Consider the following 23,006-nt stretch of genomic DNA (forward strand, 5'->3'; position numbering starts at 1 on the left):
CGGGCCGCGTCACAGACAGACGGTGGTGGCCGGCCGGGCCTTGTAGATGACCGCACCCTCCCGTGCCCGCGCCACCCCGCTCACGTTGAAGTGCACGTACTTCGTCCCGAAGGCGTTGCCGTGCGGCACGGCCGCGGTCCACATCTGCTCGCCCGAGGCGTGATGCACGTACGACTTGACGAGCTTGCGCGTGTGCAGGGTGGCCGGCTTCATCGTGGACTTGTCGACCGCGTGGACGACGTTGGTGTCCGTGACCAGCAGCCGGTCGGGGTTGCGGAAGTCGGGCTGCAGATCGTGCGGGTGGTGGAACGTGGTGAGGCGGCGCGCGGTGTCCTCGACCAGCTTGGCCGAGTTCGCCGTGGTCACGATCCGGTAGGCCGTCAGTACCGAGCCGCCCGCCGCCCACATGCGTTCCAGCTGCGGGTCCCGCAGCAATCCGTGCGAAAGGCCGGCGCCCCTCACCGCCACCGTCATGCACATGCTGCGTGAACACGACGAGCACACAACCGCGATGGAAACCACCGGCTGACCCGCGGCCCAGCCCTTGACGCTGACTCCGCGAGATGAGTGATCACCTCGTGCCCGTCTTGGCTTGTGCGCCCACCAACTACCAGTAAGGCCCGTGGGGATGGGCGCCACACAAGAGGCCAGTGACCGTCACGGCGGAGGTTGAAAACACCCCGGCAGCCTTCGGGCGGAGACGGCGCGGCATGGTCTCACCAGGGAATCGGCCCGTCCTCGGCCAGAAAGGCGCCCGTCGGGCCGTCCTCGCCCACAGTCGCCAGGTCGACCGCCACGGCCGCGCCCTCCTCCGCCGTGCGTATCCCGGTGCGGCGGTTGAGGTCGGTCGCGCAGTAGCCGGGACTCACCGCGTTGACCAGGATCCCTTCGGCGCGCAGTTCATTGGCGTAGAGCACGGTGATCGCGTTCAGCGCGCTCTTCGAGGTGCAGTAAGGGAGGAGAATCGAGGAGTAGGCGGACCACGGGCTGCCCGGGTCGGCCAGGTGGGTGAGGGAGCCGAGTTCGCTGGACATGTTGACGATGCGTGCGGCGGCGGAGCGGCGGAGCAGGGGGAGCATGGCGTGGGTCACCGCGATGACGCCGAACACGTTGGCCTCGTAGACCTGCCGGACGGTGGCGGCTGGGGTTTCACTCGGTTTTTGCGGTCCGGCGGCGATCGCGGCGTTGTTGACGAGGATGTCGAGGCGGCCGAACGTGGCGTCGATGTGCTGGGCGGCGGCCTGGACCGAGATCTCGTCGGTGACATCCAGCGGTACGAACCGTACGTCGGCGCCGTCGGCGCGAAGCTCCTCGGCCGCCGCCTCGCCACGCTCGGCGTTGCGGGCGCCGATCAGCACGGTGATGCCGAGGGCTGCGAGCCTGCGCGCCGTTTCCTTGCCGATGCCCTTGTTCGCGCCGGTGATCAGAGCAGTCTTCTGCGAAGTCGTCATGGCACCCAGCCTCCCCTCGCCCACGGGCGGCAGGGAAAGACCAGAAGACTCTGGATCTATAGTCCACAGATATGAGTGAGCTGGAGGTGCGGGAGCTGAGGTACTTCATCGCGGTCGCCGAGGAACTGAACTTCAGCCGGGCCGCGCAACGCCTGGGGATGGCGCAGCCCCCGCTGTCGAAGGCGATCGCTCAGATGGAGTCCCGGCTCGGTGTACGCCTGCTGGAGCGCACCACCCGGCAGGTGAGGCTGACCACCGCCGGTCAGGTGCTGCTCGACCAGGCCCGGATCGCGGTCGACGCGGTGCACGCGGCGGCCCGGCGTGCACGCCGGGCCGGTCAGCCGACACCCCAGCTCGTCGTGGCGGTCAAGCCGGGAGGCGATGCCGGGCTGCTGCGGGAGATCCTCGCCGCCTACCGGGGAACGGGTTCGCATCTGCCGCCGCCTGAAGTCGTCGTCGGCGGCAGCGGAGAGCCGATCGCCATGCTGCGGGACGGCCGTGCCGACGTAGCGCTGCTGCGCAGCCCGTTCGACGGTCAAGGACTGGATTCCCAGACGCTCGTGGTCGAGCCGCGACTGGCCGTTCTCCCCGCCGCGCACCGCCTGGCCGGACGCCGGCGACTGCGGCTGACCGACCTCAAGGGCGAACCGATCCCACGCTGGAAAGGGGCCGCCCCCTCCACCACCGCCTACTACACAGGATGCGACGGAGCGGAAGCAGGCGATGGCCACACCGGCTTGGCGCCGGCCGACACTGCTGAGGGGCCGCTCGTGGCCAGCGTCGAGCAACTCCTGGAGGTGGTCGCGCTGGGCCAGGCGGTGGCGTTCCTGTCACGCTCCACCACCGAGCGGCACCAGCGCCCGGACATCGCATACCGGCCGGTCACCGGCCTCAGCCCCAGCGCGGTCATGGTCGCCTGGCCGGAGACCTCGCGATCCGCAGCCGTCGCCGCCTTCGTCCAAGCCGCCCACGACGTCGCCGCCCACCACCCCGACCACATGACCGCACTGGCCTACTGACCGAGGGCAGTCACCCCTCGCCATGACGATCACCGCAGGACCAATTTCAGACAACCACCAGCGCGAAGAAAGGCCAGCACCCCCTCACCCGCCACCGCCGTCGCATGCCGCCTCGTCCCCGCGCTCGACCGCTACGGCCGGTCCCTCAAGGACCTGGTCAACATGGCCGGCGAACTCCGCCGCCGCGAGATCGGCTTCTGCTCTCTGCACGAACGCCTGGACACCACCACCCCCGGCGGCCGTCTCGTCTTCCACGTCTTCGCCGCCCTCGCCGAGTTCATCCGCGAGCTCATCGTCTCCGGCACCCGCGAAGGCCTGGACGCCGCACGCGCCCGCGGCCGTGCCGGCGGCCGACCCATCGTCGCCACCCCCGAGATCATCCGCGCCGCCCGCGACCTGCTCCCCAACCCCGAGAACTCGATCACTTCGATCGCCGAGCTCCTCGGCGTCAGCCCCGGCACCCTCTACAATCACATCCCCGACCTACAGGAACTCCGCGCCTCCGGCCGCGTTCCGAACCAGCTCAGCGCAGACTGACCGCTACCGCCAAAACCCGGACCGATCCTCCCCGAAGGCCGTGTCACGGAACCGGTGCTCCATCGGGTGCCCCGAACCCACCGGGTTCAGCTGCCATTTGATGTTGGCATCGGTGAACGGCCTGTTGCGGTCGAAGAGATAGATCTTTCCCGAGCCGATGTCCCCGATGAGCACGTCGAACGCCGCCGGTGCCGCGCCCGCCGGTACGGCACCCAGCAGCCCGACGGCCGGCGCGGCCGGCGCACCCTTCAGCAGACTCCGCCTGTCCATGTGATGGCCCCCGTGTCGGACGATGTGCGTGGTCCGGTCGGCCGGAGGACAGAGGAGGGCCCGCTGGTTCCCCCGGGAACCAACGGGCCCTGCGTCAACGGGCGGAATCAGACACTCAGCCGCTCACCCTCCCCGCGCACGGGGGCCGCCGCGACCGGCTCAGGCGACTCGTCGTGGGTGAGGTCCGGCAGCCGGTGCAGCCACTTCGGCAGGTACCAGTTGCGCTCGCCGAGCAGCGCCATCACGGCCGGCAGCAGCACGCCGCGGATGATCGTCGCGTCGATGAGGACGGCGGCGGCCAGGCCCACGCCCATCTGCTTCATGGACTGCATGGACAGCGTGCCGAAGATCGCGAACACGGCGACCATGATGACGGCGGCGCTGGTGACGACCCCGGCCGTGGTGACCACGCCGTGCTGGATCGCCTCGCTCGTCGTACGGCCGCGCATCCGCGCCTCCCGGATCCGGGAGACCACGAACACGTGGTAGTCCATGGACAGGCCGAACAGGATCACGAAGAGGAACAGCGGCAGCCAGGTGACGACCGCGCCGACACCCTCGGCGCCCACCAGCGAGGCACCCCAGCCGTGCTGGAACACGGCGACGAGGATGCCGTAGGCGGCGCCCACCGACAGCAGGTTGAGCACGATCGACGTGATCGCGATGGTCAGCGAACGGAACGACAGCAGCATCAGCAGGAAGGCGAAGACGACCACGAAGGCGAAGACCGGGACGACCGAGCCGAGCAGCTGGTCGTTGAAGTCCTTGTTGCCCGCGACCTGCCCGGTGACCGGCGCGTCCACGCCCTCGACCCTGCCGAGGGTGGCGGGCCGGACCTCGTCGCGCAGCTTGTCGAGGCTCTGGATCGCCTTGTCCATGTCGGAGCCGCCGACCAGCGGTACGGAGACCAGGGCGACGTTCTGCGCCTCGTGCAGCTTGATGTCGACCGGGCCGCGCGAGGCGCCCGAGGAGATCGCCCGCTGCTTGAAGTCGGTCAGCGCCTGCCGCACCTCGGGTGCGGTGATGTCCTTGGCCTTGACGACCACCTGGGCGGGCTCGGAACCGCCCGGGAACGCGTCGTTGATGCGGTTGTAGGTCTGCACGATCGGCAGCGAGTCGCCGAACTCCTGGTCCAGCGTGAGCTGCTGGGTCTTCATGCCCAGCGCGGGCGCCGCCACCGCGAGCAGTGCGCCGCCCGCCACGACGACGGAGACCACCGGCCTGGCCAGCACACCCCGCAGCACCGCGGTCCAGAACCGGCTCCCGTCGTTCCCGGCGTTCCCGCCCCGGCGGCGCCGGCGGCCCAGGAACGGGAGCCGGCCCTTCTCCACCCGTCCGCCCAGCAGCGACAGCAGTGCGGGCAGCACCGTCACCGAGCCGACCATGGCGACGGCCACCACCATCAGCGAGGCCAGACCCATCGCCTCGAAGGTGGCGAGACCGGTGAACAGCATGCCCGCCATCGCCACGCACACCGTGACACCGGAGACGATGATGGCGCGGCCACTGGTGGCGGCGGCGATCCGCAGTGCGGTGCCCGCGTCCCGTCCGGCGTCCCGCTCCTCGCGCTCCCGGCGCAGATAGAACAGGCAGTAGTCGACGCCGACGGCCATACCGACCAGCAGCATCACGGAGTTGGCGGTGTCGCTCATCGGCTGCACATGGCTGACCAGGCCCATCAGGCCCATGGTCGCCATGATCGCGGTGATGGCCAGCCCTACCGGCAGCAGCGCGGCCACGAGCGCGCCGAAGGCGACCAGCAGGATGCCGAGGGCCACCGGCACGGCCGAGTACTCGGCCTGCTGGAAGTCGTTCCCGAAGGCGTCGTCGTACTGCTTCTTCATGCTGGCGCCGCCGATCTCCTCGATCCGCAGCGAGCCGTGGTCCTTCTGCACCCCGGCCACGGCGTTCAGCACCGGCTCGACCCGGTCGGCGGCGGTGTCCGCGTCGCCGCGCATGTCGAACTGCACCAGCGCGCTGCGGCCGTCCCGGGAGATGGTGCGCGTGTCGTACGGCGACGTCACGTCGACGACCTTGCCGGTGGCGCCGACGGCCTTGACGACGTCGCTGACGGCGGCACGGAACTCGCCGCTCGTGGCCTTCACGGCGCCGTCCGTGGACTGGATCAGGACGGTCTCTCCGGCCGGCTGCGTGATGCCCGCGTCTTCGATGATCCGTGCGGCGGTGTGCGTCTCACCCTTGAGCTGGTCGCTCTCGTCGACGTCGACCCGGCCCGCCGCGGAGCCCAGTCCCATGGCCAGGACGACGAACAGTATCCATATGCCGACGGCGGCCCAGCGATGCCGGGCGCTCCAGCCGCCGGCACGGGCGGCCAGGCCCCGCACGCGCACGTCCGTGTTCCCCATGACGGGATGTCCCCCTCGTGTGCGGTGACGGCCCCCTGCCGCCACGACTTCGGTTGTTCGCTTCGACGGTATGGGCCGGATAAGGACGTCTCGTCGTGCTGCCCGGTGAGCTGCGAAGGGGCCGGCTCACCGCTGGGGAGGACCGCGGCCCCTTACATCTATCGGGGTTCTCGGCGAAGGGCCTCGGGGATCGGGCCGGGGAATGTCCGATCCGCCGACAGAGATCCACTTTGTGATTACGAAAGGTTGTTGAACAAGTCACAGCTGCGTGTAGGTGTTGATCCGCGGCCCCCTGATCGGCCAGAGTTTCGCGCATCCCGGCAAGCCCGGTACGGCCGTCGTGCCCACCCCCACGGGGCACGACGGCCGCTCTATGGTGTCCGGATGACGACCTATGCGGCGCTGCTGCGCGGAATCAACGTCGGCGGCAGCAGGAAGCTTCCGATGGCCGACCTGCGCACGCTGATGACAGGCCTCGGCCACGACGGCGTACGGACCCATCTGCAGAGCGGACAGGCCGTCTTCACCACCGACGGGGGCGGCGAGGAATCCCTCGCGGCCGAGCTGGCCCGGGCGATCGAGGGACGGTTCGGCTTCTCGGTCGACGTGATCGTGCGCGACCACGCCTATCTGCGGGCGGTGGCCGAGGCCTGCCCGTTCCCGGCCGCCGAACTGGAGGCCAAGCAGCTGCACATCACCTACTTCTCCGCACCGGTCACCCCGGAGCGCTTCGCGGAGATCGACACCGGCGCCCATCTCCCCGAGGAGTTCCGGCTCGGCGACCGCTGTCTGTACCTGTACGCCCCGGAGGGCCTCGGCCGCTCCAAACTCGCCGAGGCCCTGTCCCGGCCGCGGATCAACAAGGGCGTGATCGCCACCAGCCGGAACTGGAACACGGTGCTCAAGCTGGTCGAGCTGACCGCTCCGGAAGGGTGACGGCGCGCAGGCCGTGCGAGCTGTGGCGCGCGGGGCCACCGCGACAGCGGCAGAGCCGGAAGTGGGCCAGGAAAGAAGGGGAGAATTGGGTCGAGATTCTGCTCCAGTAGCGGACTAGCGTCATCTGCATGACACTTCGCGAACACCGCCGCACGACCGCCCCCGGCCCGACCCGTGTCGACTTCTGCTTCGACCCCGCCTGTCCCTTCGCCTGGATCACCTCCCGCTGGCTGCTGGAGGTCGAGCGTGAGCGTCCGCTCGACCTCCGCTTCCATGTCATGAGCCTGTATCTGCACAACAACGGAAACGAACTCCCCGACTGGTACCGGGACTTGGTCGACCGCTCGATCGGTCCGGTACGGGTCGCCGTGGCCGCGGCCGAACGGCACGGCGAGAAGGTGCTGCGCGATCTGTACACCGCGTTCGGCACCCGGATCCACGAGCGGGGGATCAAGGACTTCGACGCCGTGGTCGCCGAGTCCCTCGCCGAACTCGGGCTCCCCGCCGACCTGTCGGCCGCCGCCCACGATCCGTCGTACGACGACGCGGTGCGCCGCAGCCATGAGGCGGGTGCCGAGCCGGAGTCGGGCGGCTATGTGGGCACGCCCACCCTCCATGTCGACGGCACCGTGTGGTTCGGCCCCGTGCTGCGAGACGTACCGCGCGGCGCCGAGGCGGCGGAACTCTTCGACAGCTTCCGGGTGCTGGCCCGCCACCCCGACTTCTTCGAACTCAAGCGCACCCGCACGGGAGGTCTCCGCCTCGGCCAACGGCAGGCAACTGCGCAGTAAAAAAGGAAAGTTGGCCGATAAACAACCTTCGTCCGCGACCGCCTCCCCTTGGCGGTGACACATCCGCCGGAGCCGACGCAGAACCAAGAGCCGGCCGCGGTCCGACGCCACAGGGGAGCGCCGGACCGCGGCGGCGGACACGACCTGCCCGTCGGCAGAGGGGGCCCGGCTCACCGGAACCCCGCGACAAACACCACAGGTTGTCCCTAGGGTGAAACGCGCGGAACGGCCGAGGGGGACGGATGAGTGTGACGGGCAGACCATTACCGACGCTGCCTCAGTACCGCAAGGACTCGGTGACACGGCGCCTGTGCGCCTCGGTGCACCTGGACGACGCCTTCGCCCTGTACGTGGACCGGGCCCTGACCGGAGACCGGCTGGACGCCCTGGGGCTGAGCCTCGGCATCAACTTCGTGGCCCTCGCCCGGCACGCGCGCGTGGCCACCCGTCGCCGCGCGGCCCTCGACCGCAGGCTGGCGTGGCTCGCGGCGGTCGTACCCTTCGCCGTTCTGGTCGGATTGTGGGCCCTGGTCAACGGGCACGGTTCACTCGGATGGGTGGCGATTTTCGGCCCTCTCGGCGCCTACGCGGCCGCCTGGAGCCTGGTCCACCACAAGGAGTCCGTGGGCCGTGACACGGCACGCGAGGTCTTCCACTCCGCCGAGAAGCCCGAGCAGACCGCGCCGCCCGTGGAACCCGAGGCCGAGACCTGCCTGAACGAGCTGAAACGGGCCAACGTCCTGCCGTACGCGGACTCCGCCGCCCAGACCACACCGTTCGTCGGCAGCGGCGAGAAGATCAAGGAAGTGGTCTGGCAGCCCATCGACATCAGCAGACCCGCCGACGCCCCGGGCGGCGGCAAGCTCCCGCTGCTCCCCTTCGACGCCATCGACCTGCACACCTACGTGGCCCGCCACATGGAGAGCATCTCCGGACTGCCGAACCTGCGGGCACAGAACCGGCTCTACGTCCTCGGGAGCAACGCCTGCTTCCTGTCCGAGCTGGTGCCCGACCGCACCCTCAGACCGCAAGCCCGGATACCCAAGCAGCTGGTGCAGGCAGGCCTGCAGAGCCCCGGCGCCGGCATGCGCACCCACCTCTGCCTGGAACGCATCGGCGAGGGCGGACGGATGATCGTCTCCATGTACCTGCGGGCGATCCTGCAGCCGCCCAGCCTGACCTGGGAGGTCGCCGCCTACGCGATACCCCCGCTGGACGGCCGTTTCCACCGGGTCGACCGGCTCCCGGTGGCCCCCCGGGAACGCTGGTGGGACCTCGTCAAGTACGCCACCTCGCGCACCGGCCCTGAACTGCGCCGCGCCCTCGGCCGGTTGAGCGCCCGCCGCCGCTGGCTGCGCGACCACGACCGCTGGCTGACCAAGCAGCGCCGGGCCATCACCAAGCAGCACGTGCTGTACGACTACGGCGCCAAGGGCAGCCTGCGCGAGGACCTGGGCGCCTGGGACGCCGCGGGCTACGCCGAACGGACCGACGCGCAGGACTTCCTGTTCCGGCTCCAGCAAGGCGTACTCGTCGCCACGGAACGGTTCCTCAAGGACCACAATGTCGACACCAGCTCGTACGACAAGGCTCTACAGGTCATCAGCACCCAGACCTACAACATCGGTAACGTCAGCGGCCCCAGCATCTTCGGCAACGACGGAACGATCGCCTTCGGCGGTCAGCAGGGTCCCGGTCCACACGGCGGCCCGGGACCCCAGGGGGGACCGGGACCCGCGGGATCCGGCCCGTCCTCGCCATAGCCCCAGCCCGGACGGCTGTTTCGGACCAGGAGTCAGGACAGGACAATGAGTACGTACAACTTCCACGGGAACGTCAACGGCCCCAGCAACATGGGCGATCACGGCCGTATCGAGATCAACCACTACGAGCCGCCCCCGGAGGCCGTCGTCCGGCTCGCGGAGGGGCTGATCGAGGCGCTGCGCGCCGAGTACCCGGTGCTGGTGGGCCACGGAGAGGTCATCCGGGGCGCGCTGATGGAGTCCGTCGGGGACGGCGGGCCGCCCAACCGCGGCCGTATCCGCTCGGCCCTGGAGACCATCAGCATCGGCGCCGCGGCCGGCACCGGCTCGCTCGCCTTCACCCAGCAGTTGATGCACGTGATGGGTCTGTGAGCCGCCGGGGCCCCGCCGAAACGGGGCCCCGGCCACCGCTCATCTGGCCCGCACCACCGCCCGTACCCCGCCACCGAGGTCCAGCTCGAGGCCCGACCTGAGCGGCACGGTCTGACCGGGCTCGACCTTCTGAACGGTGCCGTCGGAGCGGGTGCCCGTCCAGGTCTGCTGCGACCGGTTGGCGACGCCGAACCGGCCCGGTTTCTTGGGGTGTTCGACCAGCTCCGCCACCAGCGCGGCATCCGAGCAGTCGTGCCGCACCGGTTCCGGCAGCAGATGATGCGCCTGCACCCGGGCACCCCGGCGCAGCCGGATGTGGTGCTCGGTGCGCGGCGGGGGCGTGGTCACCGTGAGCCGAGGCGGCAGCACCAGCAGCACCCCGCAGCCCCAGCAGGGGCGCGGCGGCGGATTCTCCCCCGGCTCGCTCATGTTCTGCCGCCCGCAGGCCGCGCACTCGACCACCGAGTCCAGCACCGCCCGCAGCGCGTTGCGCCACTCGGACTCCCGTACCCGGGCCGCCGGATCGCGCAGTCCGACCGTGAAGGAGCGCCGGAACAGCTCCTGCAGCGTTCCCGCCGCAGCGTCCCAGGTGGCCAGCACGGTCGCATGCTCCATCGGGTCCGGCGCGTTGGAGTCGTCCGCCGGGTCGAACACGAACAGCGGGCTCTTGCCGTACAGCTTGCGCTCGGCCGCCTCGTCCAGGCAGTGGATGCCCAACTCCCGCTTTCCCTTGAGCGGATGATGGTTCATCAGGAACATGAACAGCAGGACGGCGAGCGAGTGCAGGTCGGACTGGGTGCCGGGGCGCGCGCCCGGGTCGCCGCGCACCAGCTCAGGCGCCATGAACTCCATGGTCCCCGAGATGCCGCTGGCGTCCCCCTCCACCACCGCGTTGTCGTTGTCGCAGACCAGCACGTCACCGGTGGCCGGGTCGAAGAAGATGTTGCCCCAGGAGATGTCCCGGTAGGCGATGCCCCGCGAGTGCAGTGCCTGGTAGGCCTCCACCGTGTACAGACAGGCCGTCAGCAGGGCGCGCGGACTGGTGCGCAACTGACGTCGGAACAAGGCCGGGAGACCCTTGTAGCGGTCCGGGCGCAGTCCCATCAGATAGCCGAACGAACCATGGTGCGCCGGCACGTACGCCTCCGGCCACAGGAACCGGTCGTCGGCGAAGTCCCGCGCGACCAACTCCCTCACGATCCCCTTCTGTTCGTCGGTCGCGCAGGTCGGGTAGTACCACTTCAGCGCCCGTTCACCGTCCGGTGTGCGGACCCGGTACACCTCGCCCTGTCCGCCCGCGCCGAGGAAGTCGACGATCTCGACCTCGTCGCCGCTCTCCGCCGCGAGGCGCGTCCCGCCATCGAGCATGCCGCTCATCTACGTCTCCGTCTTCCGTTCTTCCGTCCGAGCCGCCGGATCGCCCGCCCCGGCCACGGATTCCTCGTCCACCGCCACCCGAACCGACTCGGAGGCGTCTTCCGGGGCGTCCTCCCCGGCGTCGTGCGCGGAGCGCAGCGCCGCCGCCAGCGTGGTGTCGTCGCCCGAGTAGCGGGAGGCCTGCGCCAGCCACTCGGGCAGCGCCGACCGCACACCCGGGCTGCCCTCGTCGTCGAGCCGTCCGGCCAGTCCCGCGACGAACGCGCGGTACCCGTCGGCCGACGCGAAACTCTTCGACAGCCCGTCCGTGGAAAGCACCACCAGGCGCGGGTTGCGCGCCTCCTCGAACACCGGCGCCCAGTGCATCCGCATCGACCGCCAGGCCTCACGCCCGCACAGCGACTCCGTCTCGTCGCCCAGGTCCTCCTCGGCGGGGGCGAGCGGCCGGCTCAGGCTGCCGTCGTGCTCCACCACCGCCAGATCCCCGTCGCCGAGCTGCCAGGCCACGAACAGCCACGGCGTGAGCACGGCACCGATCAGCGTCGTGCCGTACAGCACGAGCTTCTCCTGCGGGTCCGGCTCCCGGGACGCCTCCTCGACGACCGGACGGTGGCGGTCCCAGTGCCCGAGCGCAGCCTGCCGCCACTCGTGCACCAGGGCCCGCGGGAAGTCGTCCCGGGCGTACGTCATCAGCCGGGCCAGGCGGCCCGGCTCGTGGCAGTCGTGCGCCGCCCGGCCGAACCGGGCGGCCAGCCCCACGAACCGGTCCACGGCGAACCGTGCGCCCAGCTCGCTGCGCGCGTGCGCCGCCGAGCCGTGCCCGTCGGCCACGGCGAGAACCAGCGGATCCTCGCCGGATCCGGTGCCCTGGCACTCGTACCAGTCCTGATTGCGGCGTTTGTTGACGCCCTGGACGCTGTCGGCCAGCGTCTCCCACCGTCGCACCCCGAGCGTCACCACACGTCGTCGTCATCGTCGTCGTCCAGCACCGGCGGCGCGTACGGCTGCTTCGCCATGTTCACGCCCGAACCGGAGGTGTCGCCCGCGACCGGCTGGGAGGCCGCCTTCACGGCCGCCGTGGACGCCCACCGGATGGCGGCGGCCAGCTGCTTGGGACTGTTGGCGTCCAGCGGCTGCAGCTCGGGGTTGCCGAGGAACTCCTGGAGCACCCCTCGGTCCGCGTCCGTGCCGATCGCGATGGCGACCCGCACCGCCTTGCGGCCCCAGGGGGTGGCGTCGATCGCCTTCAGACCCGCCTTCCAGTCGTCCGTGGGCACCCCGTCCGACACCAGCGCCAGCACCGGCTTCAGCGCCCGCTGCGGCATCGGCGGGGTCTGCAGCTCCCGCGCCACCAGGTGCAGCGCCTCGCCGAGGTTGGTCATGCCGTCCACCTGCACGTCCTGCCAGGTGAAGTCGTCGACCGGGACCGGTGTCTGGTGGTGCCACTGGGCGGTGGTGGAGAAGGTGACGGTGCGCAGCAGAAGCTGGGCCGCGGGGTTGTCGTGGGCCACCGACCGCATCTCCGGAATGGCCTCTCTGATCGCGTAGTTGAGCTTCGCGATCTTCTCGCCCTGCATCGAGTACGAGCAGTCGAGCAGCCAGATGAAGTGGACCGGCCGGTTGGCCATGGGCCCGCCGGGAATGTCGCTCACGCCGTGATTCCTTTCCGGTGGAGGTGAGTTCGGGAGGTGGGATCGGGGGGAGAGGGTTCGGAGCGGGTTCGGACAGTGAGTTCGGAGGCTGGGTTCGGGATCGTGTTCGGGATCGGTTCGCTCAGGGCAGCAGCAGTCGTGCCGCGAAACCGAGCGCGGCCACCGTCAGGACCAGGGCGGTGACGAACAGGCCCGCGAGCGCCCGCCGGGCCCGGGAGACGGCAGGGGTGACCTGGTTCATGCCGGGCTGTACCTCCCCTCGTGGCCTTCCTCGGCCTTGTCCGGTCCCCGCCGGGGCCTGCCCGGGCGGCCGCCGCTTCCGCCGGACCCGGTGAGCGGGCCGGTGCGCAGCCCCGAGGCCGCGAGCAGCCACAGCACCGGTTCGGCGGCCCGGCGCTGCTCACTCTCCAACGGCCCAGTTCCGGTGGCCGCGTGGGCGCTGACCGCCCAGTAGCGGGCCGCCGCGAAGTCGTGGCCCAGGGCGCGCACCAGCGTGCCCAGGCCGACCTCGCCGAGCCAGTCGTCGATGCGCGGGCCGGGCACCGGCAGCGAGGTCAGCTGGTCCAGCACGTCCCGCTTGGTGACCACGGCGGCCACGTTCATCCGGGACCGTCGGCCGGTGAGCGCCGCCAGTTCCCCGGTCAGCCGCTGGTACGTCTCCCAGGGCCCCTGTGCCGAGGGACGCGCCCGGTCCGTCCGTTCGGTGTCCGCCGTGCCCAGTCGGCCGCGGACCTTGGGGTCGGCCAGCACATCGGCGACCAGAACCACCCCGTCCGCGTGCGCCAAGTACTGCTGGGCCCGCACCCGTTCGGCATCGCTCACCGACTCGCCCATGGGGTCGTACAGGTACAGCAACCGGCGCCGGCGGCCTCGCGCCACGGTCAGCATCAGGGCGCGCGGCTGGCCACCGGTGGTGGCGTGCGCCCAACCGGTCCGGTTCAGCTCCTGATTGAGCCCGCTCTGAGTGCGCCGGTCGTCGACGGTGGCGAACTCGACACGCAGTTCGCCCTGCCGGGCCCAGGCGTGCAGCCCCTCGACCATGGCCGCCATCAGCATCGTCTTGCCCGACGAGGTGCCGCCGACCAGCGGAGTGTGCACCACGGGCATGGTGCCCGCCGCCCGGGGCAGGAACTGCTCGCAGCGCGGGCACAGCGCCGTGAGCTTCCCGCGCCCCAGCAGCCGGGCGGCCGGCAACCGGTGCCCGCACCGGCACACGTGCCACAGCACGCCGTAACGGCCCGGCCGCAACTCGCCGTGTCCGGCCTGGCAGCCGGGGCAGCGGTGCAGGGCCAGCGGGACGGGCGCGTAACAGCCGGGATGGGGGCACTTGACGCGGATACCCAGCAGCAGCAGCCGGCCCCGCTCCACCCCGCGCAGCACGGGCACCCCGGCGGCCCAGCCCAGCCACACCACGGCCAGCAGCAGCGCGAACAGCACGAGCACCCCGCCGAGCAGCAGCGCGGCCAGCACGGCGCCGGCCAGCGCGCCCGCGGCGGTGCCCGGCGCGATGAGCACGACCAGCAGGAACCGGGACAGCGGCACCGAGCCGCGCACTCCGGAGGCCCGGCGCCCGTGGAACAGGTTCCGTACGATCCCGTTGAGCCACGGGCCGGTGAGCGCCGACCAGATGGCGCGCAGGCCGGCGCCCCCGGCGGACAGGGCGTCCGCCCAGGACTGCCGCCACCAGTAGGCGAGATGCGCGGGCTCACCGCCGCCGACACTCGGCAGGCGCGGATCGGTACGGCCCGTCTGCCACGGCCCGAGCCCCCGCCACACGGCCTGCACACCGCGCCCGAGGAACTCCCACAGCGTGCGGCCCACGCACACCGCGACGGCCACGACGCCGGCCCAGCCGAACAGGGCCAGGAGCACCAGCACTTCGATGCTGTCGTCCCTGCCCGCGTTCATCCGCTGCCTCCCTCGCCCGGTGGCTCCACATCGCCGTACCAGGTCGCCTGCCGCTCATCGCGCCGCCCGCGCCCCGTCAGCCGGCCGGCGAGCCGGCCCAGGGCGCCGGGGCGGTTCCAGGCGCGGTAGGCGTCCAGCCGGCCCCGGCCGGTGCGGCGCAGGACCTCCTCGACCGCGCTCTGGTCCTCGGCCGGCAGGCCCCGCACGACGGGCCGCAGCACCTTGGCCAGCAGCGCCGTGCGGGTCGCCTCCCAGGCCGGGTGCGTCTGCGGGTACGTGCTCCAGTCGCCGAAGCAGACGGCGACGTACGACGGCACGGTGCGCAGCCGGTCGCCGACCCGGTCCCCGCGCGCCACCCGCTCGTACGCCGCCAGCAGCCCTTGATCGCCCGAGCGGGCCAGCGCGTACAGCTCGCTCTCGGGGGCGGTCGGGCGGGGCGGTGCGTAGGACTCGCTGGCCGGCGCCGCGACGGCCAGCAACCGCCGCGCGACGGCGTCGTACACCCGCTGCGTCACCGGTTCGGGGGCCGGCTCGGCCGCGCCGTCCCGCAGGTTCCGTACGTGCTCCACCCAGCCCTCGACGTCCTGGTCGGTGTCGAGCAGGCCCGCGTACTCCAGCAGGAGCAGCGGCGCCCGGTGCCCGGCCCGCAGTTCCGTGGTGAAGCAGCGCAGCAGGTCGGCGGCGAGGGCCGGTACGGCGGGGTCGTCGGCCGGGGCCGCCAGGGCGGCCGCGACCAGCAGGTCCCGGGTGCCGGCCAGCCGGTGCGCGTCCGAGCCCAGCTCGTTCAGGAGCAGGCTCGCCTCCTCCCCGGTGGGCAGGCCGTCCGGCCAGACCAGGTGGAAGGCGGTGTGCAGGACGGCCGGTTCGGCGTGCGGCGAGACCCCGGCGGTGCGCAGCACGTCGTGGAAACGCCGGAGCTGGTCGCCGGCGCTCCGCCGTACCGCGTCGGCCTGGACGCACATCCGCAGATGCGGGAAACCGGGCGCGAGCGAGACCGGCAGGCCGGACCCCGCAAGCCGCCCGGCGACCCCGGGCGGGTTGGCGGCGGCGAGCGCGTTCAGCGCGGCGAACAGGGCGGTGCGCAGCGCGGGGTGACCGTGGACGGCGTCGAGGAGCGCGGGCGGACAGCTCAGGTCGCCTCCCGTACGGCTGTCATCCGGGGACTCGTCTCCCGCCCGGTCGGTGACCCGCCCGCTCACCAGGTCCCGGGCGATGCGCCCCGCGAACTCCGGGAGCGCCTGCGTGCAGTCCACGTCGAGGAGGTCGGCGACGCGCAGCAGGGCGAGGGGCCGGCCGGCGGCCGGTTCGGTCGGGTCGGCGATGCTCTGCAGCAGGGCCGGGGCCAGATCCCGGGCCAGCTCGGCGCGGAGCGCGGGCGTCAGCGAACCCGCGCCCAGCGTCGGCACCGGGCCCCGGTCGAGCACCGCCGAGGCCAGCACGCGGGCGGACAGCGGCGCCGACACGGCTGTGGGCACCTGGCCGTCCAACCGGGCCGCCAGGGCGGCCAGCGCGGCCGGTTCGTCGTCCAGGGGCGTACCGGTGGGGCTGTATCGCGTGTTCTGCCCCCTCGTGTCCGCGCCGCTCCCGCCGGCCAGGGCGGCGACCAGCGCCGTCAGCTTCTCCTCGGGCAGCGTGAGAGCGTGGTCCGTGGCCCAGCGGGCGGCCGCCGCACGGCCGTCGGGGCGCAGCTCGATGCCGTCGACGAGCGCGGCCACGGCGAGCGGGCCGAGGTCACCGGAGCCGTCACGGAACAGCTCGGGCCGGCCGGCCGCCCAGACCCGCGCGCACACCTCGGCCCAGGTGTCCGCGACCGGCTCGGCGCCCGCGCGGGCGGTGCAGTCGTGCACCCGGAACCGGTGGTCGTGACCGACCGGCTCGGAGGACGGCAGTGCTCCGACGATCTGCTGGCGGGCCTGCTGCGGACGGCGGGTGTACGTGGTGAAGGTCAGCCGGTGCGCCTTCTCGCGCGGAAGGACGGTGCAGGCGAGCGCGATCCACTGGGCCACGTCGGCGCTGTCGTGCTCCACGACCACGATCTGCCGGGTGTCCGTCTCCTCGCTCAGGGCCCGCAGGTCCGCGAAGAACGCGGCGAGCCGGTCCGCGCGGGACCGGGCGAAGGCCACGAGCCCGTCCCGGCGCAGCAGACCCGACGGCTCGAACCGGTCCACCGGCTCGGGCCGCCCGTCGGGGGGAGTGGCGTCGGCCCAGCGCGGGGACTCCCAGGCCGTGATCGGCAGCGCCCCGTCCGGCAGTCGTACCCCGGGCGGCAGATGGAGGGCGTGGGCATGGAAGTTGCCCCACCGCCCGCTGTAGTCCGCACCCGTGTACACCGAGCGGCTCAACAGTCTTCCGCCGTCGGTGAGTTCGCTGCAGCTGAAGGCCTTCGGGAAGCCCTTCAGCTGCTCGGCGTCCGGGCGGGCGGGCAGGTCGCGCGGGGGCTCGTAGCCGATGAGCTGCTCGGCCTCCCGCAGCAGCGTCGGCGGCACGCCGGGGCTGACCGCGGTGAACCGGAAGCCCGACCCGTCCGGCCCGGGCGGCGCCGAGGTGTAGTGCAGCTGGGCGAGGCTCACTGGGCACGCCCCTTCCCGGCGGTGTGGACGGGCAGCAGTGCCCGCCGGGACAGCAGCCACAGCAGTGGATCCTCCACCCGCACCGGCTGTGGACCGGACTTCGGCGCGTCCGCCGGGGCGTCCGCGGGCGGTGGCGCTCCCAGCGCGGACAGTCCGAACAGGCACAACTCGGCGAAGTCCAGTTCCAGTTGGCGCAGCAGCGCGTCGGAGTCCCAGTCCGTCAGCAGGGTCCGGAGTTCCTCGTGCACGGCCAGCCGGTCCTCGCCGTCGTAGGTGCCCGACGTGTGCGGGGCATTGCGCAGCAGTGGGGAGTGCGGATCCAGCAGGGGTCTGAGCATGTCGGTCTTGGTGACGGCCACGGCGATCGGTGTGGACGCGCGCCCCCCTGCCTTCCCCTTGCCGTGCGCCCGCAGCTGGGCCGCCAGGTCGGCGGCGATCTGCTGCGGCGAGGTCTCCACCACGGGCAGCGGCGGCCCGTCGTGCACGGGCAACCGGTCACGGACGGATCCGAGCTGGAGCGGGTCGACGAGGAGGATGATCCCGTCGGCCGCGCTGAGATAGCGGGTGTAGCGGTCCATCGCCTCGGCGCCCGCGAGGTCCTCGCCGGCCGCGTCGAAGAAGACCAGCGTGGTGTGCCGGGTCCCGGCGCCGCCCAGCAGGCCCTTGCGGGGCAGGCTCAGCCGGTACAGCAGCGGGTCGTTGAAGCCGAGGGCGGCCGGCCGGGTGGCGTCCGGCAGCCGCAGCCGCTCGTAGAGGTCCTCGGCCATCTCCTTGTCCCGGGTCTGCGTGCTCTGTCCCATCGCCGCGAGCGAGGCGTGATAGGCCTGCCCGACCCGGTGGTTCAACTCGTTGACCAGCACGGACACATAGGTGCTCTTGCCGGAGGCCTTCGCGCCGACCAGCGCGATGATCCGGCTGTCCTGGTCGCAGTAGTCGCTGGGCAGGTCGCTGTGGCAGGTTCCGCACACCCGCACCGGTGTGGGCACCCCGCACTTCGGGCAGGGCACGCTCCTGCCCCCGCCGCCGAGACCGGTGACGCGGCGCGGTGGGGTGAACACGGGTCCGCGCATCCGGGCCGCCGGCGGTACGCCGGGACCCATGAACCCGGCCCACACGTCGTCGCGTTCGGGCCCGCAGGGCGCGCCGCCACGCACCCCGCTCGGGGTCATCAGACAGCGGTACGGCAGCTTGGCCGCCGACGCGCGGGCGAAGCAGTAGGGGCAGATCACGGTCGTCATGGCTCAGCGCACCACCAGGCTCGCGAGGGAGGGTTCTTCGAGTCGCACCGCGGCCGCGTGCTCCCCGAGCAGGAAGCCGCGCAGGGTGTAGGGGGCCGGGCAGGGGGAGGCCGGCAGCTCCTGTTCGACGGTTCCGTGCCGCGCCAGGTCGGGCCCGGGTATGCGCAGCACGGTCGTGCCGTCGGACGCGCTGCTCGGGCGGAGGGTGCCGCTGCGCGCGACGCACACGAACTCCGGGACGCCCGCGGGCGCGCCCGGTGCGGCCAGGGTGACCCGGAGCAGGGTGCGGCCCCGGCCGAGGAACCGGCGTGCGGGGCGCACCAGTTGGTAGCGGACAGCGGCGTCCGGCGGCAGCAGCGCCTCGGCCGCGTCGGGCACCACTACGACGGCGCCGGGCACCCGGGGCACGGTCGCCGCCCGGATCCGCACGGCGCCCGGCCCGACGGGCAGCCGCAGCCCGCTGCGCCGGTAGGCGTGCGCGGTCAGGGTCCGCTCGCCGCCGTCCTCGGCGCCGTCCAGGGCCGCCCAGCCGACCAGGAGGTGTGCGGCGCCCTCGGGCCAGTCCAGGGTGACCCGTGCCTGCCCGTCCGGGAGCCGGTCGACGGCGAGCCCGGGCACGGGGTCGACGGCCTCCACGCCGACGGCAGGCCCGGCCAGCGCCCGTGCGCCGAGCACGGCGACGGCGGTGACCTCGACGTACGTGCCCGGCGGAGGGCACAGGCCGCCCGCCTTCTCGGGCCAGTCCAGCGCGGCCGGCAGGTCCTCGGTGCGCAGCTCGGTGCCCGGCGCGGGTGCCTGCCCTGGCCACACCACCAGCCGCACCTCGCAACCCTGCCCACCGGTCCAGGCGAACCGTACGGCCCCGCCGTCGGGCCGCGCGGTGAGGGTGCGCACGGCCTCCGGCCAGGGGTGCACGGCAGCGCTCACCCGCAGTCCCGGCGAGGTGACCTGGCTGCCGTCGGGCGCCCGGTAGTGGCAGACGATGCGGAAGGAGTGCGTGCCGTGCGGCAGGCCGGTGGCGGTGAACCCGTCGGGCCGCTGCGCGAGGCGGACGGCGGCCTCCTCCGGGCCCGTGCGCTCGACCGTGACGCCGGTGGCGCCCGCGGGCCGCTGCCAGGTGCCCCGGATCCGGCCCGGGCCGTCCGTCAGTACCGGGCGCCCCACCTCCGGGGCGACCAGCAGCTGCCGCGACACCAGCGGAGGCCCCGCGACCCGCCCGTCCCGCAACGGCAGGGCCACGTACCGCACCGTGGAGCCGAGCGGGGCCTCCTCGTCCCGCACGGTCCCGGCCGCCGTCGGGTCCGCGCCCGGCACACTTCGTACGGCAGGTCTCCCGCGCTCCGAGCGGTACAGCCGCAGCAGCCGCCACCCGCCCGGCGCGTCGTCCCCGTCCCGCCAGGTCAACTCCAGGTGATCCGGCCGCAATTCGGCCCGTAACAGGGGGCTTCGGCCCGGCTCGGGCCGGTGCACGCGGACCAGGCCGCGCAGCGCGCGCCGGTCGTCGGCCGCCTCCCGCAACGCCTTCAGGTACGCGCCGCCCGCAACCTCCCGGTCGCCCTGCTCCTCGGCCCGGCGGGCGGATCGGAGGAGGTCCTCGATCAGGGCCAGCCGCTCGGCAAGTTCCGTCCGCAGTGCGGCCATCGCCGGGTCGCCGCCGTCCGGGGGTATTCGGTCCAGCAGCGTACGCAGCCGGTGCAGCCGCAGCTGCTCGCGGGCGTCGGCGAGGGACTCGGCGGCAGCGCGCCCGCGCCGGTCGAGGACGGGCCGCAGCCGGGCGGCCGCCACCAGACCCGGGATCTCGTCGCGGTGCAGCCCCGACTCGGCCGCGGCTCGGGCGCGCTGGGACGCGGGGAGGTCCTGCAGCAGGCCGATCAGCTGGTAGAGGACGATCCGGCGCAGGGCCTGCGGATCACGCCGGTGCAGCCCGGCCAGCAGCGCCGCGAGCGGGGCGCCCGGGCCCGCCCCCTGGGCGAGACCGTCCAGGAACAGCCCGTCCACCCGGTGCCGGCCCCGCGGCCCCGCGGACACATAGAGCCCGTCCAGGACCCGTAACTCCCCGAGGGGGGCGCCCAGGACCTCGCCGAGGTGACGTAACCCCGCCGCGTGCTGGGCGGCGGCGAGGGTGCCGTAACCGGGCACGAGGGGGCTCAGCGGCAGACCCGAAAGGGCCCTGGGCAGCCCCAGGTGATGCCCGAACTCCTGACCGGCCACGCGAACCGTTCTCCCCCGATAGTGCTTCGAGGGACCATCCCAGCAGATCCGGACGGGACCAGGAAGGGGTTTCGGGGAAACCGAGCAGGTCGGGGCGTACCGCGACCGGGCGGGCGGCGATCAGGCGCCGATTGCCGCCCGTACCGGCAGGCTCGCCGCGTCGTACCGCTCCAGCAGCAGCCGCGCCACCTCCGGCGCCGGGCCGAGCACGTCCGCCAGCACGTTCGCCCCGGCCGCGCCGCGCGCGATGCGGTCCGGCAGGAAACCGGGGGCCAGCACGTAGGGCGCGACGGCCACCCGCTCGCAGCCGAGGGCGCGCAACTCCCGTACCGCGTCCTCGGTGCGGGGAAGAGATGCGGAGGCGAACGCAGGCCGCACGGCGCACCAACCGGTGTGCCACCACTCCCGCGCGATGTCGGCGATCACTGCGATCGCCTCCGGGTCGGAGGACCCCGCCGAGGCCAGCACGACCCCGGTCGAGGACTTGTCGGCGGGCGTCAACCCCGCCTCGTACAGACGCCGTTCCAGGGCTGACAGCAGCAGCGGGGACGGGCCGAGCACTTCCGCCTGACGGATGCGGAGTCGTGGTGGCGCGTCCCGGAGCACGGCCGGGATGTCGGCCTTCGCGTGGAAGGCGCGGGTCAGCAGCAGCGGCAGGGCGACGACGTCCCGCACGCCCTGCGCCGCCAGCGACTCCAGCACCCCGTGCACGGAAGGGACGTTGAAGTCCAGGAAGCCGGTCTCCACGCGCAGCCCGGGCCGCAGCGACCGTACGCGCTCCACGAGGGCGTGCACGGTCGCGGCGTGCCGCGGGTCGCGGCTGCCGTGGGCGATGACGAGGAGGACCGGCTTGCTGTGCATCATTTTTTCAGCTCTTCACCAGCAGACCGCGGCTGCGCAGCACCCACCGCTCCAGCGGGCTGAAGATGAGCAGGTCGATGGCGATGCCGACGAACAGGATCAGCAGGATCGCCTCGAACACCATGGCCATGTCGAGGGCGTTGCGGCCGTTCTCCAGCAGCTGGCCGAGGCCCACACCCAGGTCGGGGAAGGACGCGATGATCTCGGCCGCCATCAGCGAGCGCCAGGAGAACGCCCAGCCCTGCTTCATGCCCGCCACATAGCCGGGCAGCGCCGCCGGCAGGGTGACGTGCCAGACACCCCGCAGGCCGGAGGCGCCCATGGTGCGGCCCGCCCTCAGGAACAGCGGCGGCACCTGGTCGACACCGGACACCAGGCCGTTGGCGATGGAGGGGACCGCGCCGAGCAGAATGACGGCGTACATCATCTTGTTGTCCAGGCCCAGCCAGATCACGGCCGGCGGCACCCACGCCACCGACGGCAGCGACTGGAGCCCGGACAGGATCGGGCCGATGGCCGCGCGCACGAACTTCACCCGCGCCACCAGCAGCCCCAGTGGGGTGCCGATGAGCAGCGCGAAGAGGAAGCCCAGCAGACCGCGCGAGACGCTGGTCCAGATGTAGCCGAGGAGCTTGCCCTCCAGCCAGTCCTTCTGGATCGCGTGCCACACCGCGGAGGGCGAGGGCAGTTTGGTGGGGTCGTCGACGATCTTGAGGGATATCAGGCCCTGCCAGACCGCCAGGACCACGAGGATCGCGGTGATCGGCGGGATGATCTTGTCGACGAAGGTCCTGCGGAACGGCGTACGGCCGGACTGCGCGGTCTCCAGAGCGTCGAGGCCCGCCTCCACGCTCCCCGTCTCGGGAGCGGTCGTCGTCTCAGTGCTGGCCATGGCGGCGGATCTCCCCACGCAGGACTTCGGTGATCTCGAGGGACAGTTCCGCCACGGGCGCGTCCTCGATGCGGCGCGGCTGCGGAATGTCGACGCTCCACTCGCGGGCCACCCGGCCCGGACGGGAGGACAGCAGCACCACGCGCTGGGCGAGCCGCACCGCCTCGCGCACGTTGTGCGTCACGAACAGCACGGACACACCGGTCTCCGCCCAGATGCGGGTCAGCTCGTCGTGCAGCACGTCCCGGGTGATGGCGTCGAGGGCCGCGAACGGCTCGTCCATCAGCAGCAGGTTGCTCTCCTGCGCCAGCGCGCGGGCCAGGGCGACGCGCTGCCGCATACCGCCCGACAGCTCGTGCACGCGCTTGCCGTGGGAGCCCTTCAGCCGGACCAGTTCGAGCAGCTCCTCGGCCTTGCCGCGTCGCTCGCCCTTCGGAACTCCCCTGAGTTTCAGGGCGAGCTCGATGTTCTTCCCCGCGGTCAGCCAGGGGAACAGAGCGTGCTCCTGGAACATCAGCGCGGGGCGGCCGTCCCTGGCGATGGATCCGGCGGTGGGCCGGTCCAGGCCCGCCACCAGGTTCAGCAGCGTGGACTTTCCGCAGCCCGAGGCCCCCAGGAGGGTGACGAACTCGCCGGGCGCGACATCGAGGCTGATGTCGTCCAGGACGAGCTGCTGCCCGCCCGGTCCCGCGAAGGACTTCGAGACGTGCTCAAGACGTGCGGCGTACTCGACCGACTGGTCGGCCTTGACGAGAGTCGTGGCCATGGTCGTCACCTCCTGGGAACTCATCG

General features: G+C 72.4%; 19 protein-coding genes and 1 pseudogene. 6 read left to right on the top strand and 14 right to left on the bottom strand.

Translation table 11 applies throughout. The features are described from left to right. Positions 1 to 9: 9 nt before the first annotated feature. Entirely contained in the window at positions 10 to 474 is a 465-nt protein-coding gene (locus ACIRU3_RS10115) for a hypothetical protein (protein WP_404054073.1), read from the bottom strand. Positions 475 to 716: 242 nt separating this feature from the next. Next, entirely contained in the window at positions 717 to 1,451 is a 735-nt protein-coding gene (locus ACIRU3_RS10120) for an SDR family oxidoreductase (RefSeq protein WP_404054076.1), read from the bottom strand. 71 nt (positions 1,452 to 1,522) lie between these two features. Here ACIRU3_RS10120 and ACIRU3_RS10125 point away from each other — a divergent pair, with 71 nt between their 5' ends. Beyond that, the gene (locus ACIRU3_RS10125; protein WP_404054079.1) at positions 1,523 to 2,470 is read left to right on the top strand and encodes a LysR family transcriptional regulator; all 948 of its coding nucleotides are present in this window, start codon (positions 1,523 to 1,525) and stop codon (positions 2,468 to 2,470) included. A gap of 123 nt (positions 2,471 to 2,593) precedes the next feature. Continuing rightward, positions 2,594 to 3,007 (top strand): annotated as a pseudogene (locus tag ACIRU3_RS10130) (recombinase family protein); the annotation flags it as partial. A 3-nt stretch (positions 3,008 to 3,010) separates the two neighbouring features. Here the strand turns inward: ACIRU3_RS10130 and ACIRU3_RS10135 are convergent. Both ACIRU3_RS10135 and ACIRU3_RS10140 read right to left on the bottom strand, forming a co-directional pair. Further along, positions 3,011 to 3,277, bottom strand: a complete 267-nt coding sequence (locus ACIRU3_RS10135) for a hypothetical protein (protein ID WP_404054082.1) — start codon at positions 3,275 to 3,277, stop codon at positions 3,011 to 3,013. Between the two features lie 107 nt (positions 3,278 to 3,384). Beyond that, positions 3,385 to 5,643, bottom strand: coding sequence for an MMPL family transporter (locus ACIRU3_RS10140; protein WP_404054085.1), 2,259 nt, complete (start codon positions 5,641 to 5,643; stop codon positions 3,385 to 3,387). Between the two features lie 384 nt (positions 5,644 to 6,027). Between ACIRU3_RS10140 and ACIRU3_RS10145 the strand changes: the two genes are divergently transcribed. The 4 genes from ACIRU3_RS10145 to ACIRU3_RS10160 all read left to right on the top strand — a co-directional run bounded on the left by ACIRU3_RS10145 (position 6,028) and on the right by ACIRU3_RS10160 (position 9,505). After that, the gene (locus tag ACIRU3_RS10145; RefSeq protein ID WP_404054087.1) at positions 6,028 to 6,579 is read left to right on the top strand and encodes a DUF1697 domain-containing protein; all 552 of its coding nucleotides are present in this window, start codon (positions 6,028 to 6,030) and stop codon (positions 6,577 to 6,579) included. Between the two features lie 128 nt (positions 6,580 to 6,707). Continuing rightward, positions 6,708 to 7,370, top strand: coding sequence for a DsbA family protein (locus ACIRU3_RS10150; RefSeq protein WP_404054090.1), 663 nt, complete (start codon positions 6,708 to 6,710; stop codon positions 7,368 to 7,370). Positions 7,371 to 7,666: 296 nt separating this feature from the next. Beyond that, positions 7,667 to 9,133 carry a hypothetical protein gene (locus tag ACIRU3_RS10155; RefSeq protein ID WP_404054093.1) on the top strand — a complete coding sequence of 489 codons (1,467 nt, stop codon included), beginning with the start codon at positions 7,667 to 7,669 and terminating at the stop codon, positions 9,131 to 9,133. A 45-nt stretch (positions 9,134 to 9,178) separates the two neighbouring features. After that, positions 9,179 to 9,505, top strand: coding sequence for a hypothetical protein (locus ACIRU3_RS10160; protein ID WP_404054096.1), 327 nt, complete (start codon positions 9,179 to 9,181; stop codon positions 9,503 to 9,505). Between the two features lie 39 nt (positions 9,506 to 9,544). On the opposite strand, the gene ACIRU3_RS10165 is transcribed toward ACIRU3_RS10160, so the two are convergent. The 10 genes from ACIRU3_RS10165 to ACIRU3_RS10210 all read right to left on the bottom strand — a co-directional run bounded on the left by ACIRU3_RS10165 (position 9,545) and on the right by ACIRU3_RS10210 (position 23,004). Next, complete coding sequence (locus tag ACIRU3_RS10165) at positions 9,545 to 10,882, bottom strand: protein kinase (RefSeq protein ID WP_404054099.1); 1,338 nt, start codon at positions 10,880 to 10,882, stop codon at positions 9,545 to 9,547. Continuing rightward, positions 10,883 to 11,842, bottom strand: coding sequence for a protein phosphatase 2C domain-containing protein (locus ACIRU3_RS10170; protein WP_404054102.1), 960 nt, complete (start codon positions 11,840 to 11,842; stop codon positions 10,883 to 10,885). Beyond that, a complete protein-coding gene (locus ACIRU3_RS10175) occupies positions 11,836 to 12,510 on the bottom strand; it encodes a tellurium resistance protein (RefSeq protein WP_404054438.1) in 675 nt (224 codons plus the stop codon). The genes ACIRU3_RS10170 and ACIRU3_RS10175 overlap by 7 nt, the downstream gene beginning before the upstream one ends. A 261-nt stretch (positions 12,511 to 12,771) precedes the next feature. Beyond that, positions 12,772 to 14,442 (bottom strand): hypothetical protein, encoded by a 1,671-nt coding sequence (locus ACIRU3_RS10180; protein ID WP_404054105.1) that lies wholly within the window; start codon positions 14,440 to 14,442, stop codon positions 12,772 to 12,774. Then, complete coding sequence (locus ACIRU3_RS10185) at positions 14,439 to 17,012, bottom strand: GTPase-associated protein 1-related protein (protein ID WP_404054107.1); 2,574 nt, start codon at positions 17,010 to 17,012, stop codon at positions 14,439 to 14,441. Before ACIRU3_RS10185 ends, ACIRU3_RS10180 begins: the two co-directional genes overlap by 4 nt. Then, positions 17,009 to 18,250 (bottom strand): hypothetical protein, encoded by a 1,242-nt coding sequence (locus ACIRU3_RS10190; protein ID WP_404054110.1) that lies wholly within the window; start codon positions 18,248 to 18,250, stop codon positions 17,009 to 17,011. The genes ACIRU3_RS10185 and ACIRU3_RS10190 overlap by 4 nt, the downstream gene beginning before the upstream one ends. 3 nt (positions 18,251 to 18,253) lie before the next feature. Next, positions 18,254 to 20,461 (bottom strand): hypothetical protein, encoded by a 2,208-nt coding sequence (locus ACIRU3_RS10195; protein WP_404054113.1) that lies wholly within the window; start codon positions 20,459 to 20,461, stop codon positions 18,254 to 18,256. 120 nt (positions 20,462 to 20,581) lie between these two features. Next, positions 20,582 to 21,322 (bottom strand): sirohydrochlorin chelatase, encoded by a 741-nt coding sequence (locus ACIRU3_RS10200; protein WP_404054441.1) that lies wholly within the window; start codon positions 21,320 to 21,322, stop codon positions 20,582 to 20,584. A gap of 7 nt (positions 21,323 to 21,329) precedes the next feature. After that, on the bottom strand, positions 21,330 to 22,214 hold the full coding sequence (locus tag ACIRU3_RS10205) for an ABC transporter permease (RefSeq protein WP_404054116.1): 885 nt from the start codon (positions 22,212 to 22,214) through the stop codon (positions 21,330 to 21,332). Beyond that, positions 22,201 to 23,004 carry an ABC transporter ATP-binding protein gene (locus tag ACIRU3_RS10210; RefSeq protein WP_404054119.1) on the bottom strand — a complete coding sequence of 268 codons (804 nt, stop codon included), beginning with the start codon at positions 23,002 to 23,004 and terminating at the stop codon, positions 22,201 to 22,203. Before ACIRU3_RS10210 ends, ACIRU3_RS10205 begins: the two co-directional genes overlap by 14 nt. Positions 23,005 to 23,006: the final 2 nt, after the last annotated feature.

The organism is Streptomyces sp. NPDC101151, assembly GCF_044768335.1.
GTDB lineage: Bacteria > Actinomycetota > Actinomycetes > Streptomycetales > Streptomycetaceae > Streptomyces.